The 15,038-nt window shown below is 67.6% G+C and carries 13 protein-coding genes; 1 reads left to right on the forward strand and 12 read right to left on the reverse strand.

Features of this window, described 5'->3' with window-relative positions; all coding sequences use genetic code 11:
* Positions 1-27: 27 nt before the first annotated feature.
* Positions 28-1,785, reverse strand: a complete 1,758-nt coding sequence (locus tag ACWDSI_RS16300) for an acyl-CoA dehydrogenase (protein ID WP_449745376.1) — start codon at positions 1,783-1,785, stop codon at positions 28-30.
* A gap of 177 nt (positions 1,786-1,962) precedes the next feature.
* Here ACWDSI_RS16300 and ACWDSI_RS16305 point away from each other — a divergent pair, with 177 nt between their 5' ends.
* Positions 1,963-2,550 (forward strand): TetR/AcrR family transcriptional regulator, encoded by a 588-nt coding sequence (locus ACWDSI_RS16305; protein WP_449745375.1) that lies wholly within the window; start codon positions 1,963-1,965, stop codon positions 2,548-2,550.
* Positions 2,551-2,708: 158 nt separating this feature from the next.
* Here ACWDSI_RS16305 and ACWDSI_RS16310 read toward each other — a convergent pair whose 3' ends face one another.
* The 11 genes from ACWDSI_RS16310 to ACWDSI_RS16360 form a co-directional block, all read right to left on the reverse strand.
* On the reverse strand, positions 2,709-3,863 hold the full coding sequence (locus ACWDSI_RS16310; protein WP_449745374.1) for a M20 family metallopeptidase: 1,155 nt from the start codon (positions 3,861-3,863) through the stop codon (positions 2,709-2,711).
* The gene (locus ACWDSI_RS16315) at positions 3,860-4,534 is read right to left on the reverse strand and encodes a DUF1028 domain-containing protein (protein ID WP_449757173.1); all 675 of its coding nucleotides are present in this window, start codon (positions 4,532-4,534) and stop codon (positions 3,860-3,862) included. Before ACWDSI_RS16315 ends, ACWDSI_RS16310 begins: the two co-directional genes overlap by 4 nt.
* Positions 4,531-4,983, reverse strand: coding sequence for a RidA family protein (locus ACWDSI_RS16320; protein WP_449757174.1), 453 nt, complete (start codon positions 4,981-4,983; stop codon positions 4,531-4,533). The genes ACWDSI_RS16315 and ACWDSI_RS16320 overlap by 4 nt, the downstream gene beginning before the upstream one ends.
* A complete protein-coding gene (locus tag ACWDSI_RS16325) occupies positions 4,980-6,269 on the reverse strand; it encodes a flavin-containing monooxygenase (protein WP_449757175.1) in 1,290 nt (429 codons plus the stop codon). Before ACWDSI_RS16325 ends, ACWDSI_RS16320 begins: the two co-directional genes overlap by 4 nt.
* A 152-nt stretch (positions 6,270-6,421) precedes the next feature.
* On the reverse strand, positions 6,422-7,336 hold the full coding sequence (locus ACWDSI_RS16330) for a carbohydrate kinase family protein (protein ID WP_449757176.1): 915 nt from the start codon (positions 7,334-7,336) through the stop codon (positions 6,422-6,424).
* Complete coding sequence (locus tag ACWDSI_RS16335) at positions 7,333-7,989, reverse strand: class II aldolase/adducin family protein (protein WP_449757177.1); 657 nt, start codon at positions 7,987-7,989, stop codon at positions 7,333-7,335. Before ACWDSI_RS16335 ends, ACWDSI_RS16330 begins: the two co-directional genes overlap by 4 nt.
* Before the next feature lie 81 nt (positions 7,990-8,070).
* The gene (locus tag ACWDSI_RS16340; RefSeq protein ID WP_449745368.1) at positions 8,071-9,822 is read right to left on the reverse strand and encodes a sigma-54-dependent Fis family transcriptional regulator; all 1,752 of its coding nucleotides are present in this window, start codon (positions 9,820-9,822) and stop codon (positions 8,071-8,073) included.
* Positions 9,823-10,068: 246 nt separating this feature from the next.
* Positions 10,069-11,718: a chaperonin GroEL gene (groL, locus tag ACWDSI_RS16345; protein ID WP_449757178.1), complete on the reverse strand. Its 1,650-nt coding sequence runs from the start codon at positions 11,716-11,718 to the stop codon at positions 10,069-10,071.
* A 101-nt stretch (positions 11,719-11,819) separates the two neighbouring features.
* Positions 11,820-12,881 (reverse strand): NAD(P)-dependent alcohol dehydrogenase, encoded by a 1,062-nt coding sequence (locus ACWDSI_RS16350; RefSeq protein WP_449757179.1) that lies wholly within the window; start codon positions 12,879-12,881, stop codon positions 11,820-11,822.
* Positions 12,878-13,708 carry an iron-sulfur cluster assembly protein gene (locus ACWDSI_RS16355; RefSeq protein ID WP_449745365.1) on the reverse strand — a complete coding sequence of 277 codons (831 nt, stop codon included), beginning with the start codon at positions 13,706-13,708 and terminating at the stop codon, positions 12,878-12,880. Before ACWDSI_RS16355 ends, ACWDSI_RS16350 begins: the two co-directional genes overlap by 4 nt.
* Positions 13,705-14,766 carry an amidohydrolase family protein gene (locus tag ACWDSI_RS16360; RefSeq protein ID WP_449745364.1) on the reverse strand — a complete coding sequence of 354 codons (1,062 nt, stop codon included), beginning with the start codon at positions 14,764-14,766 and terminating at the stop codon, positions 13,705-13,707. Before ACWDSI_RS16360 ends, ACWDSI_RS16355 begins: the two co-directional genes overlap by 4 nt.
* Positions 14,767-15,038 lie beyond the last annotated feature (272 nt).

Here is a 15,038-nt window from a genome sequence, read left to right on the forward strand (position 1 = left end):
GGTTCCTCTCGAGAAGGGTCGGGGGGTTCAGAAGATCTCGGGCCGTGCGTCGAGGGTGGTGCGGTCGAGCGCGGCCAGCAGGTCGAACTGGGCGTCCACCTTGGGTAGCTCGTAGGTGAAGAAGTACTGTGCCGCGGCACGTTTGCCATCATAGAAGTCGCCGGCGCAACCGTCGGCGGCCAGCAACTGCTCCAACCACATCCAGGCGACGACGATGTGTCCGGTCGCCTCCAGATATGCGGTGGCGTTGGCCAGCGACACCGCGACATCGCCGGCCGACCACACCTGCGCGGTCACCGACACCAGCCGGTCCACCCGGCGGCGCAGCATGTCCGCCCAGCGTTGGGCATCGGCCGATTCCGCGGCCCGCGCGATCGTCGCCCCGATGGTGTCGGCGAGCAGCCGCAGACCGGCGCCGCCGTTCATGATCACCTTGCGGCCCAACAGATCCAGGCCGTGAATGCCGTGCGTGCCCTCGTGAATGGGATTGAGCCGGTTGTCGCGGTAGAACTGTTCGACCGGGAACTCCCGGGTGTAGCCGTAACCACCGTGAATCTGGATCGCCAGGTCATTGGCGGCCAGGCACCATTGCGAGGGCCACGATTTGGCAATCGGGGTCAGCACGTCGAGCAGCAGACCCGCGGTGGCGGCTTCCGCCTCGTCGCCGGTCTGCTGCTGGTCGACGAGTTTGCTGCTGTAGAGGCCGAGCGCCAATGCGCCCTCCACATAGGATTTCTGGGCCAGCAACATGCGTTTGACGTCGGCGTGCTCGATGATCGGGACCGGCTTGCTGGTCGGGTCCTTGTGGCCGATGGGCCGTCCCTGGGTGCGGACCCTGGCGTACTCGAGTGATGCGAGGTAGCCGGCGTAACCCAGTGCGGTGGCGAGGAATCCGACGCCGATGCGCGCCTCGTTCATCATGTGGAACATGTAGGCCAGGCCCTTGTGTTCCTCGCCGACGAGATATCCCACTGCGCCGTTGCCGGTCTCGCCGAGGTTCAGCAGGCAGTTGGTGGTGGCGTGCTGACCCATCTTGTGATTGAGGCCGACCAGTGCGACGTCGTTGCGGGTGCCGTCGGTCAGGTATTTGGGGACGATGAACAGCGAGATGCCCTTGACGCCGGGCCCGCCGCCGGGCGCCTTCGCGAGGACGAGATGCACGATGTTCTCGCCGAGTTCGTGGTCGCCCGCGGAGATCCACATCTTGGTTCCGGTGACCCGGTAGCTGCCGTCGCCGGCGGGGACGGCCTTGGTGGTGATGTCGGCAAGCGACGATCCGGCCTGTGGTTCCGACAGGCACATCGTGCCGAAGTAGCGCCCCTCCACCATGGGTCGCACCCAGGTGTCGATCTGCTCGGGAGTGCCGTACTCGGTGAGCAGGTTGGCGTTGCCGACGGTGAGAAATGCATACGACGACATCGCGGCGTTGGCCGCCTGGAACCAGGCCATCGCCGCGCGGTTGACCACTGTGGGCAACTGCATGCCGCCGAGATCCTCGTCGAAGGGGCCGGCGATCAGTCCCGCCTTGAGGAACTCGGTGATCCCGCCGGTGATCTCATCGGGCAGCACGACGGTGCCGTCGTCGCCCACGTAGGGCTCCGCCACGTCGCCGATCTTGTTGGCGGGCGCGAAGCATTTGGTCGCGATGTCGGCGGACAGGTCGAGGACGGCGTCGAAGGTCTCGCGAGTGTGCTCGGCGAATCGTGCACGCGTGGTCAGCGATTCCACGTCGAGCCATTCGTACAGCAGGAATTCGAGGTCGCGGCGGGACAGGGCCTCGGCCATGGCACTCCTTCGGGTGACGTCGGGGACATTCACGAACGGGGGCATTCGCGAAAGGGGGCATTCACGAACGGGGGCATTCGCTAAGCGGTCGCTCATTTCTGAGCACTCGCTTATACTGCCCTGATGGCGGCCGGGGGTCAAGGTCGCGCGCATTGACGACCTGGGAGGAGAGGGACGGTGGCGGCTGGGGTGCGTGAATCGGTGGCAGCTCAGCGCATCCGGGCAGCGGCCACCGCGTCGTTCGCCGAGTTGGGTTACTCCGGTTCGTCCACCCGGCAGATCGCGGCACGTCTGAACATGAGCGCCGCCGCGATGTACCCGCACTTCCGGTCCAAGGAGGAACTGCTCTACTCGATCGCGCTGGAGGGACACCAGGGTGTGTACGACACCCTGGCCGCCGTCGACGACGCCCAACTGCCGTATCGGGCACGGCTGCGCGCGGTGGTCGGCGCCTTCGCGCGGTGGCAGGCCGAGCATCATCAGCTCGCCAAGGTGGTGCAGTACGAACTCGGGGCACTGACCCCCGAGCACTTCCGCGCCATCGCTGCGGTGCGACGGAAGACCACCGCGATCCTGGATCGCATCGTGTCGGCCGGGGTACAGGCGGGGGAGTTTGGTGCCGACGATCCAGGCGACGTGGTGCTGGCGATCTCGTCACTGTGTGTCGACGTGTGTCGCTGGTTCCCCAGTCGGGGCCACGATGATCCGGCGGCACTGGGTGAGGTCTATGCCCGCATGGCTGAGCGCATGGCACTCGCCGATTGAGCTGTCCCGCACGCTGATTGAGCTGCCCACCCGCTCCTACGTCGATCACGGGTGCGCTCCCGCGGCGCCATTTCCTTCCCGCGCATCGAATCACGTGCGCGGGAGGGAAATCGATCCGCGGGAGGCAGTGCTCTCGTGGGGCGAGGTGCGTTCCGTGCTCAGACGCCGAGCAGCCGGTGCCGTAGGGGAGTGTCGGCCGCGGCGTCGACCACCGTACCCGCCAGCGCCAGCGCGCCCTGCGCGATCGCCACCTCGGCCGCGGGCGTGAGGGTGGCGGCGGCGAACTCGGGCTGATGGTTGACCGCGGGCAGCGAGTCGATGCCGATGTACGGGTGGATCGCCGAAATCTGTTGTGACACATTGCCCATGTCGGTGGAGGCCCGTGCCATGGTGGCGTCGGGTCCCGTGCCGAACCGACGCCCTGCCGCCACGGCACGCCGCTCGTAGCAGGCCAGCAGATCCTCGTCGGTGCGGAACTCGGCGTACGGCCTGGATTCGGGGGTCACGGTGAGTTCGGCGCCGGTGGCCAGTGCACCCGCCTCGAAGCAGCGCAGCACCTTTGGCTCCACCTCGGCGAGTTCGGCCAGCGTCTCGGCCCGCACATACCAGCGGCCCTCGGTGTGTTCGGCGATGGCGTTGGGTGCCTCACCGCCCCGGGTCATCATCCCGTGCACTCGCACCGACGCCGGAAGCTGCTGTCGCAGAAGGCCGATCGCCACTTGCGCGATGGTGAACGCGTCGGCCGCGTTGACACCTCGTTCGGGGTACGCGGCAGCGTGGGCGGATTTCCCGCGATAGTCGATGTGGCTGTGGGAGACGGCAAACGGCTGTGCCCGCGCAACGTCGGCGGGACCGGGATGAACCATGGCCGCCGCGTGCTGCCCGACGAACCCGCCGCGCTCGAGCAACTCGATCTTGCCGCCGCCGCCCTCCTCGGCGGGCGTCCCGATCACGGAGAGGGTCAGGCCGAGGTCGTCGACGAGCGGAGCGAGCGCGGCCGCGGCACCCACGGTGATGGCGGAGATCAGATTGTGGCCGCACGCGTGCCCGAGTCCGGGCAACGCGTCGTACTCCGCGCAGAGTGCGACGTGCAGATCGCCGTCGCCGATCCGCGCCGCGAATGCGGTGTCGAGGCCGCAGAAGCGTTCGGTGACGTCGAAGCCGTACCCCGCGAGCCGGGTCGCCACCTGCGTGGCCGAACGAACCTCCTCCCAAGCGATCTCGGGATGATCGTAGAGATCCCGGGACAACTCGATCAGTGCGGGCAACGCGGTGTCCACGCCGCTGCGCAGCGCCGCGTCCAGGCCGCTCACCGGTCGCCCGGCACGCCGTAGGAGGGGGCGCGCGTGGGATCCACGCCACGTACCCGGTAGTCGTTCTTCTGTGGCCGCCACACCTCCCACAGGCGGTCGAGTTCGGCGAGGGGATCGTCGGCATGGTCGACGCGCAGATCGGTCACCGGCCAGGGCACATCCGATACGACGCTCAGTCCGGCGGAATGCACCGGTCCTTCCTCCCCGCCCGCGGCCAGCGCCGCGTGGAGACCGTCAAGCAGGCGTCGCTCGAAGTCCTCCGCCGCGCTGCGCGTGAAACCGCTGAGCAGCGTGTCGATCACGTCGGCGTCGGCGAGCAGATTGCCGGCTGCGACGGCCTGATGCCCGCGCACCTGTGCGTGCACCCCGAGACTGCGCGCTCCCGAGTGGGCGGCGGTGCCGCCCGCGGTGTCGACGACCGTCACCTGCCGATACTCGGGGAACGGTTCGGTGGCCAGCGCAGCGTCGAGTGCGGTCTGGGCGTCGGCGCCACCGGCGATCAGGTCGAGGATCTGCGGACCCAGAGCGGGATTGGTGACATTCTGCGATGCCACCACCCCGACGCCCGCTCGCGGATGAGCGCACCGTGCGGCCACCGCGGGACTCGACGAACACACGATGATCCCGAACGAACCGGTGGCGGGGTCGCGGGCGACCAGTGACATGGTCATCGCGCGGCGCCTTCCGGGTCGCTGAGGACGGCGGTGGCGTCGATCTCCACGAGCCACTCCGGGCGCGCCAGCGCGTGGACCACCAGCCCGGTCGACACCGGGTACACACCCTTGAGCCAGCGACCCATCACCCGGTAGACGGTTTCGCGGTAACGGATGTCGGTGAGGTACACCGTGACCTTGACGATGTCGCGCAGCGAACTGCCCGCCTCGTCGAGCAGCATGGCGATGTTGCTCATCGCCTTCTCGGTCTGCGCGGCGACGTCGCCGATGCCGACCGATTCGCGGGTGTCGAGGTCTTGCCCGATTTGTCCGCGCAGGTACACGACGCCGCCGGCGACCACCGCCTGGCACAGGTCGTTGTCCAGGTTCTGTTCGGGGTAGGTGTCACGGGTGTTGAACGGCCGTATCCGGGTGTGGGTGACCTCGGGACCGGTGGCTGCGCTCATGCCGATACTCCTGTCCGAGCGGTGCAGGGGGTCTGGGTCTGCGGACGGTACGCGAGGTAGCCGCGTTGGATGGCGATCTGGTCGGCGAGGTATCGGGCGTCGTGCCACACCCCCCAGATGAAACTCGAGCCGCGCCGGGACAGCCAGGGCAGTCCCAGGAAGTAGATGCCGGGCTCCGGCGACACGCCGCGCTGGTGGCGTGGCCGACCGTTCTCGTCGACGGCGGCGTCGACCTGCAACCAGTCGTAGTCGTAGGCGAATCCGGTGGCCCACACGATCGATGTCACGCCGGCGGCGCCGAGATCGAGTGCCGCGATCGGGTCGGTCACGCATTCGGGCAGCGGCCCCAACGCCCGGGCCAGCGGCTCGGCAGGCAGGTCGAGACCATTGCGGGCGATGTGCTCGTCGGCCTCGTCGAGCATGGAAAGATATGTGGCGTCGCCGTTCTCGATGTTGATGCGCAGGTCCGGAGCGAAACGCATCACTCCCGCGTCGAAGTGTTCGGCACGGCCGAACAGGGTGATCCCGTCGGCGGCGAGATCGCGGAAGTCCACCGTGTGTCCGCCGCGTGCCCCACTGACCGCGATGGTCACGTGCTCCGCGCCGGCCGGAGGTGTCGCGGCATCCCACTTGCCCAGAACGCCGAGCCACCAACAGAAGTCGCGGCCCCGATAGTGCCGCGGTGGTCGATCGTGCGGTCCCACGGCGAGATACACCTCGCGACCCGATGAGCGCAGTTCGTCGGCGATCTGGACCCCTGATGAGCCGGCGCCGACGACGAGCACCGCACCGGCCGGTAGCTGCTGCGGATTGTGATAGTCACTCGAATGCAACTGGTGCAGTCCTGCGGTGTCGGGCACCAACGGCGGGATGACCGGCTTCTGGAATGCGCCGGTCGCCGACACCACGAAGCGGGCGTCGATGATTCCCTCGGAGGTCTCGACCCGGAAACCACTCGCGCCGTTGGTCTTCCGCACCGAGATCACCTCGACGCCGGTGCGGATCGGTGCGTCGATCCGTCGCGCATAAGCGGCCAGGTAGTCGGCGACCTCGTCCTTGGACGCGAAGGCGTCGGGATCGATGTCGAACTCCATGCCGGGGAAGCGATCGTGCCAGGCGGGGCCGTTGGCGACGAGCGAATCCCACCGCCACGTGCGCCACCGCTCGGCCACCCGGTCGCGTTCGAGAACCACGTGCGAAATGCCCTGCGCACCGAGGTGTTCACTCATCGCGATGCCGGCCTGCCCGCCACCCACGACGACAACCTCGATCGGGTTCTGCGTCATCTCGGCCTCCACTGGTCTGGCATCTGCGGTGTCGGTATTCATGATTCTCGTCCACCTCTGCATCTGTACAGCGGATAGATCTGGGGTATTACATCGGTTGGGCCGAAGTAGCGGCATGGTGGTGCCTCAGCGATGCATCGAGTGGCATGCCGTCAGGCGGTCGCCGCCCCCGACATCTCGGCCCACGTGAAGCCGCCGTGATCGCTGCCGAGTCCCTCGGCCACCTGTCCGGCCACCGCGCAGCCGACCTGGGCCGATTGCAGCAGCGACAGCCCGTGTCCGCGAGCCACCAGGAATGCCGCGGAGAAGGCGTCGCCGCAGCCGCTGGTGTCCACCACATCGACGCCGGCGCGGGCCGGGGCGTGTTCGGCGTCGTCGGCCGTCACCACCCATGCCCCGTCGGCGCCCGCGGTCACCGCCACACAGGAGACGCCGCGAGCGATCAGCGCGCGCGAAGCGGTCACCAGATCGTCCTCGCCGGTCAGCCCACGCACCTGATCGTCGTTGGGCAGCAGGTAATCCAGCCGCGACAGCACGGGTTCGAGCCAGGCGAGCATGCCGGCGTTGCCGTCGGCCAGGATGTCGGCGGATATCGTGACCCCCGCAGCCCGGATGTCGTCGATCACCGGGGCGAGCTCGGGCGGATTGAGCAGTTCCGGAGCCCCGAGGTGGACGTGGTCGGCGCCGGTGAGCAGGTCGATCGGGAGCTCGGCAAGCGGATAGGCGAGATTCGCTCCGGGCATGTGCAGGGCCGGGCGGTCACCGTTGGGTCTGATCGGCAGCACACTCATCGACGTCGGCAGGTCCACCCGCACCAGATGCGTGGTGTCCACTCCGAAGCGCTGCAATGCCGTGGCGAGCATTCGGCCCGGATCGTCGTCGCCCACCGCGCCCACCGTCGCCACCTCGGCGCCCAGTTTGGCGGCGGTGAGAGCGGTGCCGCCCGCCGGGCCGGCCGGCGACATCCGGATGTGCTCGACGAGCGCTGCGCCTTGACCGGCGGGGATGTGCTCGACGGGCGCCGCCAGCACATCGAGTACGTGTGCGCCGACGGTCACCAGCCTCATCGGTCGTGTCCGGGGAAGGGCGTGTACTGGCGTCGCGCCGCGGTGGCGACCACCTCGGTCAGTTGTGCGGAGTCGAGGACGGCCGGGGTGCCTGCGGGCAGCGAGCGCAGATACACCTCGGCCAGCCAGTCCAGCAGTTCGATGTGTTCGCAGGCGGTTTCGAGGTTGCCGCCGATGGCCACCGACCCGTGGTTGCGCATCAGCGCCGCGGTGCGTTCGTGCAGCGCGGTGGTGACCGCGTCGCTGAGCTCCTGGCTGCCGAACACCGCGTAGGGAGCCACCCGCACCGAGCCACCGATCATGGCCGCGGTGTAGTGGATCGGCGGCAACTCGTCGACGATGTTGGCCAGTGCCACCGAGGCGACGGGATGGGCGTGTGCGACTGCCGAGGCCGACGTGGTGCGGTAGATGTCGAGGTGGAATCGCAGTTCCGACGTGGGCCGGTAGGGGGTGGGGACCACCACCGAACCCTCGAGGTCGACGATGACGAGCTGCTCGGGTTTCACCGACTCGAGGCGGCATCCGGACGGGGTGAGGAGGACGGCGTCCTCGACGCGGATCGACAGGTTGCCGCCGGTTCCCACGGTCAATCCGGCCGCCGCGAGTTGATGAGCGGCGGCACACAGCGATTCCCGCTGCTCGTCTATGTCCACGACTTCGACGGTAGTCCTCGGCGGGTGGTCGTGACAGCCCGTGGCGCCGACGATCTCAGGCGTCGATCTCGGGCGTCGATCTCAGGTGTCGATGCCGAACTCGCGGATCTTGCGGTAGATGGTGGCCCGGGAGATACCGAGCGCGTGCGCCGCCGCGGCCTTGCTGTGTGCGTTCTCTTCCAGACTGCGCACGATCGCGTCGCGTTCGAGTGCTTCGATGCGGGTGAGGGTGTGCCGGGTGAGCGCGCGGCACCGCGGCGGCAGTTGGCGTACCCCGATCACGCCGGAGCGCTGGTGGGTCACCACCTCGCGAAGGATCTGGCGCAGTTCGGCGACGTTGCCGGGCCACGGATACCTGCTGAGCTGGGTGATGGCCTCGGCGGACACCGACAGCTCGCGGCCACGGGTGAGTTGGCGCAGCAGTGCGGGGATCAGATCGTGGAGGTCCTCGATGCGGTGGCGCAGCGGCGGGATCTCCACCGTGTGGGCGAAGAACGGCATCACCGTCGACTGCACCATGGTGGACGGGGCCGATCCGGCGTCGACGCCGGTGGTCACCCCGATCCAGCCGGCGTGTTCGCGGCCGGGCAGCATGTCGGCGATTGCCGCCACCGCTTCGTCGGGTACCCGGTCGAGATCGGTGATGATGATGCAGAAGCCGTCACGTTCGAGTTCGGTGGCCAGGGTGTCGAGGGTTTCCTCGGCGGTGAAGTCGTCGGCGGCGAACACCCGTGTGGTGCTCCGCACGTGGCGGTCACAGCAGGCACGCAGCACGGTGCTGCGGCCGGTGCCCGGCTCACCGGACACCGCCAGCCATTCGCCGGCGCCGACGGCACGCGAGATCTGCTCGCACGCCAGCCGCCACGAGGAGCTGTGGCCCGCAACGCCGGGCAGGGTCGCCCGGGCCGGACGAGCGGCCGCCGCCGGTGCGGGTGCGGTGTCGAGCAGATGTACGCGAAATACGGCGATCTGGGCTGCGGCGTCGGAGAACTCGGCGACCGGTGAGAGTCGCGCCACCTGGCCACTGGGCAATGCGTTGACCCGCTGGGCGGCCGTGGCGACGAGCGAGTGGTCGACGGCCTGCTCGAGGATCGCGAGCTGATCGCGCGGATCCACCGACAAGCGCAGGCGGCGGTTCATCAGCACCACGTCGCCGGCGATGGCCAGCACCATCGCCTGGGGCGCTCGTCGGCAGGTGGCGAGGTAGGCGTTGAGCAGCCGCGACTCGCGTTCACTTGCCTGCGACATCATGCGCTGCACGATCTGCGCCGTCGCCGACTTCGCCAGCGACATCAGCAGCGAGCCCGACTCGTCGTCCCACCCCGTCAGGTCCAGCGCCCCCACCATCGCACCCGAGACCGGGTGGATGATCGGCACGCCTGCGCAGGACAGCTGGTCGAGGCAGCCGGCGTAGTGCTCGGCACCGGCCACCAGGGTGGGCTTGCGGGTCTCGAGGGCGGTACCGATGCCATTGGTGCCCGCGAACTCCTCGCTATAGCTGTAACCGGGGGCGAGATTCACGTCGTCGAGCATCGAGCGGAGACGACGATTCGCCGACGCGCGCGACAGCACCACACCGTCGGGTGAGGTCAGGATGACGCTGACCGCATCGTCGGCGAGGTCGTCGACGAGTGCGGAGAGCACCGGCCGCGCCGCGGAAACCAGAGGACTCTCGAGGTTGGGTTCGCGGACGAACGGCAACTGCAGACGATCGGCATCGACGTTGAAGGAACGTGAGCGGCGCCACGAGGTGGAGATGGCCTCCCGGACCGCGGCGTCCAGGTCATCGTCGCTGAGAAAGCGCTCGCGGGCGCGCGCTACCTCCCGGGACATCGCAGCATCGCGGGTTGGTCGGGCCTGGTCGTTCTGGCCTGGGCTGGGCTGACATTTCACCGAGCGCGTGGACTCCTCTGTGATCTAGATCTCACCTCTGCTCCCGAGTGTATCCGAACGGGACCGGTCACCGAACCGGTTCGCACGTGGGGAGGGCCGGTCGCGATCAACGCCGAGGACACGTGTGCGTGTCCGGATCGCGACCGGCCCAGTTCTGGGGCCGACGAGGTCAGGGATGGTTCACGGTCAGTAGATGTTCGACGGGCGGACCATGCCTTCGGCGAGATCGCCGAACCCGGGTGCCGGGATGGCGCCCGGGTTGATCATCACCTCTTCGACCACCGCGGTCTCTGTGGTGATCAGCAGTGCTGCGATGGAGGCGGCGCTCTCCAGCGCGGCACGCGTCACCTTGCACGGATCGATGACGCCCTCGTCGAACATGTCGCCGTACTCGCCCGAGAGCGCGTTGAATCCGTGCCCGAGGGGCAGACCGGTGACCACGTTGACCACCTCGTCGCCGTCGAAGCCGGCATTGGTGGCGATCCACCGCAGCGGCTCGGCCAGCGACCGGCGCACCACGTCGATGCCGACCGCCTCGTCGCCGGTGGCCTCGAGTGATTCGAGCGCCCGGTGTGCCTGGGCCAGCGCGGTGCCGCCGCCGGACACGATGCCGGCCTCCACCGCGGCGCGGGTGGCGGCCAGCGCGTCCTCGACCCGCAGCATCCGTTCCTTGAGTTCCACGCTGGTGACGCCACCCACCCGGATCACCGCGACCCGACCGGTGAGCCGGGCGATCCGCAGTTCGAGTGCGTCGCGGTCGGCGTCGATGCGGGCGCGCTCGAGTTGGGCTTCCAGATGCCGGACGCGGGCGTCGACGAGGTCCTGTTGTCCGTGCGCGCCCACCATGGTGGTCTCGTTCTCGGTGACGGTCACCCGGTCGCACGTGCCGAGGTGGTCGATGGTGATCTCGTGCAACTCGATGCCGGTGTCCTTGGCCACCACGTGCCCGCCGAGTGCCACCGCGAGATCCTCGAGTTCGGCGATGCGCCGATGCCCGAATCCGGGGGCGCGCACCACCACCGACTGCATCGTCTTGTGCATGTTGCCGCCCACGAGTAGTTGCAGGGCGGGGCCGTCGACGTCCTCGGCCAGCACCAGCAGCGGGCGGTCGGCGCGTTTGGCCGTTTCGATCGCCGGCATCACGTCCTGCACCGAGGTGATCTTCTTGTTGGTCAGCAGCACCACCGGGTTGTCCAGGACCGCTTCCATGCGTTCGGGATTGGTCACCATGTACCCGGAGATGTAGCCGTGGTCGAACTCGATCCCGTCGACCACATCCACCGCAAGTCCGATGGTGTCGCTCTCCTCGGTGGTGATGACCCCGGTGCGGCCGACGTGTTCGACGGCGGCCGCGATCACCTCGCCGATCACCTCGTCGTCGCTGGCCGCCAGTGACGCGATCCGTTCCAGGTCGCCGCGTCCTCCGATCTGCACTGCCTGTGTATCAAGGGATTCCACCACCGCGGTCACCGCACGTTCGATGCCGCGGCGTACCCGCATGGGGTTGGCGCCCTGTTCGACGGCACGCAGCCCCTCGCGCACCATCGCCTGGGCGAGCACGGTGGCGGTGGTGGTGCCGTCGCCGACCACCCCGTTGGTCTTCATCGCCACCTCCTTGACCAGTTGGGCGCCCATGTTGGCGAACGGGTCGCGCAGCTGGATCTCACGGGCGATGGTGACCCCGTCATTGGTGATGGTCGGTGGGCCGGTCAGTTTCTCCAGCACCGCATTGCGTCCCTTGGGACCCAAGGTGACCTTGACCGCGTCGGCGAGGGCATTGACGCCCCGTTCCAGCCGCAGCCGCGCTTCGGCGTTGTAGCGCAACTCCTTGGCCATGTTCTCGTCCTTCTTTCGATGTGTGTTCTCAGGTGGTTTGGGGGAGGGGTGATCTCGACAAGCTCGATCAGCGAAGGGGCTCGATCAGCGAAGGGGCCCGATCAGGGGATCAGGATCGCCCGGCCGCGTACCCGGCCGGAATCCAGATCGTCGAGGGCGCTCTGAAAGTCGTCGAGCGCGTAGGTTGCGGTGTGCAGTTTGACCTTTCCCTGTGCGGCGAGTGCCATCAGCTCGGTGAGGTCGTTGTACGAACCCACCAGATTGCCGATGAAATTGATCTCGGTGGAGATGATGTCGATCGTGGGGACGTTGATGTTCTCGCCGTAACCGACGACGAAGTAGTTGCCCGCGCGGTGCAGCATCGCAACACCTTCGGCGGTCGCGCCGCCCTCACCGACGAAGTCGAGGACCGCCTCGGCGCCCTTCCCGTCGGTCAGATCCAGGACCTGCTGCACCTGCGTGCTCTGCTGATTCGGCCCGCTCGCCTCGCTCCCGGCGCCGTCGGCGACGATGCCCTTGTGGGCACCGACCTCCACGGCCAGTGCCACCGCCTCCGGATTGCGGTCGACCACCACGATGGTCACCCCGGAGATGGCGGCCAGAACCTGAATTCCGATGTGGCCCAGGCCTCCTGCCCCGATGACCACGCAGGTGTCACCGGGCCGGGTCATCGCGGCCACCTTGGCCGCGGCGTGGTAGGCGGTCAGGCCGGCGTCGGCGAGGGCCGCCACGTCCGACGGTTCGAGCGAATCGTCGATGCGCACCACGCTGCGGGCCGTCGTCTTGAGATAGTCGGCGTATCCGCCGTCGGTGTCGATGCCCGGGAAAAGACTGTTCTCGCAATGCACGTCGTCGCCCGCCCGGCAGGCGCGGCACAGCCCGCAGGTGATCAGCGGATGCAGGATCACCTTGTCGCCGACGGCGACATTGGTGACGGCGTCACCCACCGCCTCGACCCACCCGGCGTTCTCGTGGCCGATCGTGTACGGCAGGCTGACACCGCTCTTCTCGGCCCACTGGCCCTCGAGGATGTGCAGATCGGTGCGGCACACACCGGCACCGCCGATCCGCACGATCACGTCGAGCGGTCCGGTGATCTGTGGATCGGGAACCTCGTTGAGTTGCAGTTTGTCGTGATAACCGACGACCTGTACGGCCCTCATGATGACCTCTCCTCGGTGGAATGTGATGTGGTGGTCGCGCCTGCGGCCGAACGGATGTCGGTGATCACCGGTCCGCTGGTGCCGTCGCATTCGCCGTCGTCGGCATACCGGGTGGCCAGCAGGCCGCGGCAGAAGTGGGAGTTGCCCTCCATCGAGATGCGCACCGACCGCGCGAACCGCAGCCGCAGCGGCACCTGGTCGGCGGGCAGCGGGTGGCCCTCCTCGTCGACCACGACCCGCGCATTGGGGCAGACACCCAGACCGATCTGCACCCGACGACGCAGCAGCGCGTACTTCGACCGCCCGTCCGGGAGGTCGCGCAGCAGCAGGTGACCGCAGTCCTCCACGCCGCACCGGCCCGACGAGATCAGCGGGGCCACACAGCGTTCCATCGCCGCGGTGTGTGCCTTACGCAGAAACGTCATGCGCAGCTCGTCGAGATCGTCTTGCGCCTCGACACCGAACGTGCCCTTGTATCCGGCGTGCGCGGCGAGACCGGCGTTGATCTTGTCGGAGTCGTGATGATCGTCGAGCATCACCCGCACCTCGCCGATGCCGTCGACACATTCGAGGGCGTCGAGTGCGTCCGATGCCATCAGGTAGGCGAAGTTCGGCGAGCAGAACGAGGTGGGCAGCCGCAGGTGAACGGTGACGCCGCGGTCGTCGAGGAACACCGACCGCACGAAGTTGAGGTCGGTGATCGGCTCGTCGAGTTCCGGGTCGAGCACCGTGCCGAGTGCGGCGAGCACCGCAGACGGCAACGGCTGTGCCGCCTCGAGCGGGGCGTCGTCGGCGTGGACGTGCCCGTGATCGGCCAGCGCGGTCATGCGTTCACCGGATCGTGTGCGGCGGCATCCGGCGCTCCCGGGGCCACCTCGGCACCCGGATCGGCGGCGGCGGTCGGGATGCGCAGCTCCTCGGGCACCTCGATGTGCGGGTAGAGAGCCGCAGCATTGAGTCCCAGGATCTTTCGCTTCTGGTCAGTGGTCAGCGGAGCGTATTCGGTCATGTCCTCGGGGATCTGGAAGTCGACGAACCGCTCCACCAGCCACTGGGGGGTCCACAGCGCGTAGTCGCTGGCGAAGAGGATCTTGTCCTCACCGATCCAGTACATGAGTTCACCGATGATCTGCGCGAAGTACCGGGGTCGGGTGTGGATGAACGGGATCGCCACCGCCAGACCGCCGTACACGTTGGATTCCTGGGTGGCGATCCAGCAGAAGTCCTCGAGCCGGGGGAGTCCGACGTGCTCGATGATGAAGTTCAGATCGGTGTAGTCGGTGGCCACCTTGTCGACGTCGGCAACGTCGAACGCGTCGCGGTCCAGCGGACGGATGGTGGGGCCCTTGTGCACGTGAACGTTCTTGATACCCAACTCGATGCACTCTTCCAGATAGCGCCGCGACCAGTGGTCGTCGAGTTTGTAGCCACGCGAGTCACCGTGCCACTCGGCGGTGTAGAGCTTCACCCCGCGCAGGTTCATCGTCTCCGCGTCCTTGCGCAATTGCACCAGGCCGTCCTCGCCGTCGCGCGGATCATAGGCGTGGTTGTAGGTGAGCTTGTCGGGATTGTCGGCGGCCAGCTTGAGCGAGTCGTCCACCTGCGCGAATCCGTTGACGTAGAAGTCTTTCAGGATGGTCGCCTGGAAGATCGCGTGGTCGGCCGGGCCGTCGACGAACAGATCCTGCATCAGGCGGTCGGCGCCGTAGTAGCAGTAGGTGTCGTAGTCCCACACCTGTTCTTCGGGGCTGAGGTTGCGGTGGTAGTCGTAGAAGCAGTCGATGAACTGTTTGCCGTGGATGTTGCGCTGGTTGGACTCGCGGCCGTCCCACAGGTGGACGTGGGCATCGACGATGAAGTACTTCTCGCCATTCTTCTCGTACATCTTTCACTCGCTCTCTCGCGGCGTTGTCGGGGGCTGTGGGGCTGAAAGAAACTGGTGCTGAAAGAAACTGGGTCTGAAAGAAACTGGTCCTCCAGACCATCTCCGATGATGGTGATCGTCGCCGGGGCCGAACCGAGGTCACGGTCCCGGCGACGATGTCTCTAGGAGGTTGCGGTCTCTAGTGTCGCGTGTCGTTAATTAGTTTATGGTTCGTGGTTTGAGAGAATTGGCTATGGCGAATTCTGCGGCCCCGGCTCTTGGCCTGCGTGATG

This window comes from Gordonia sp. NPDC003429 (assembly GCF_053588575.1).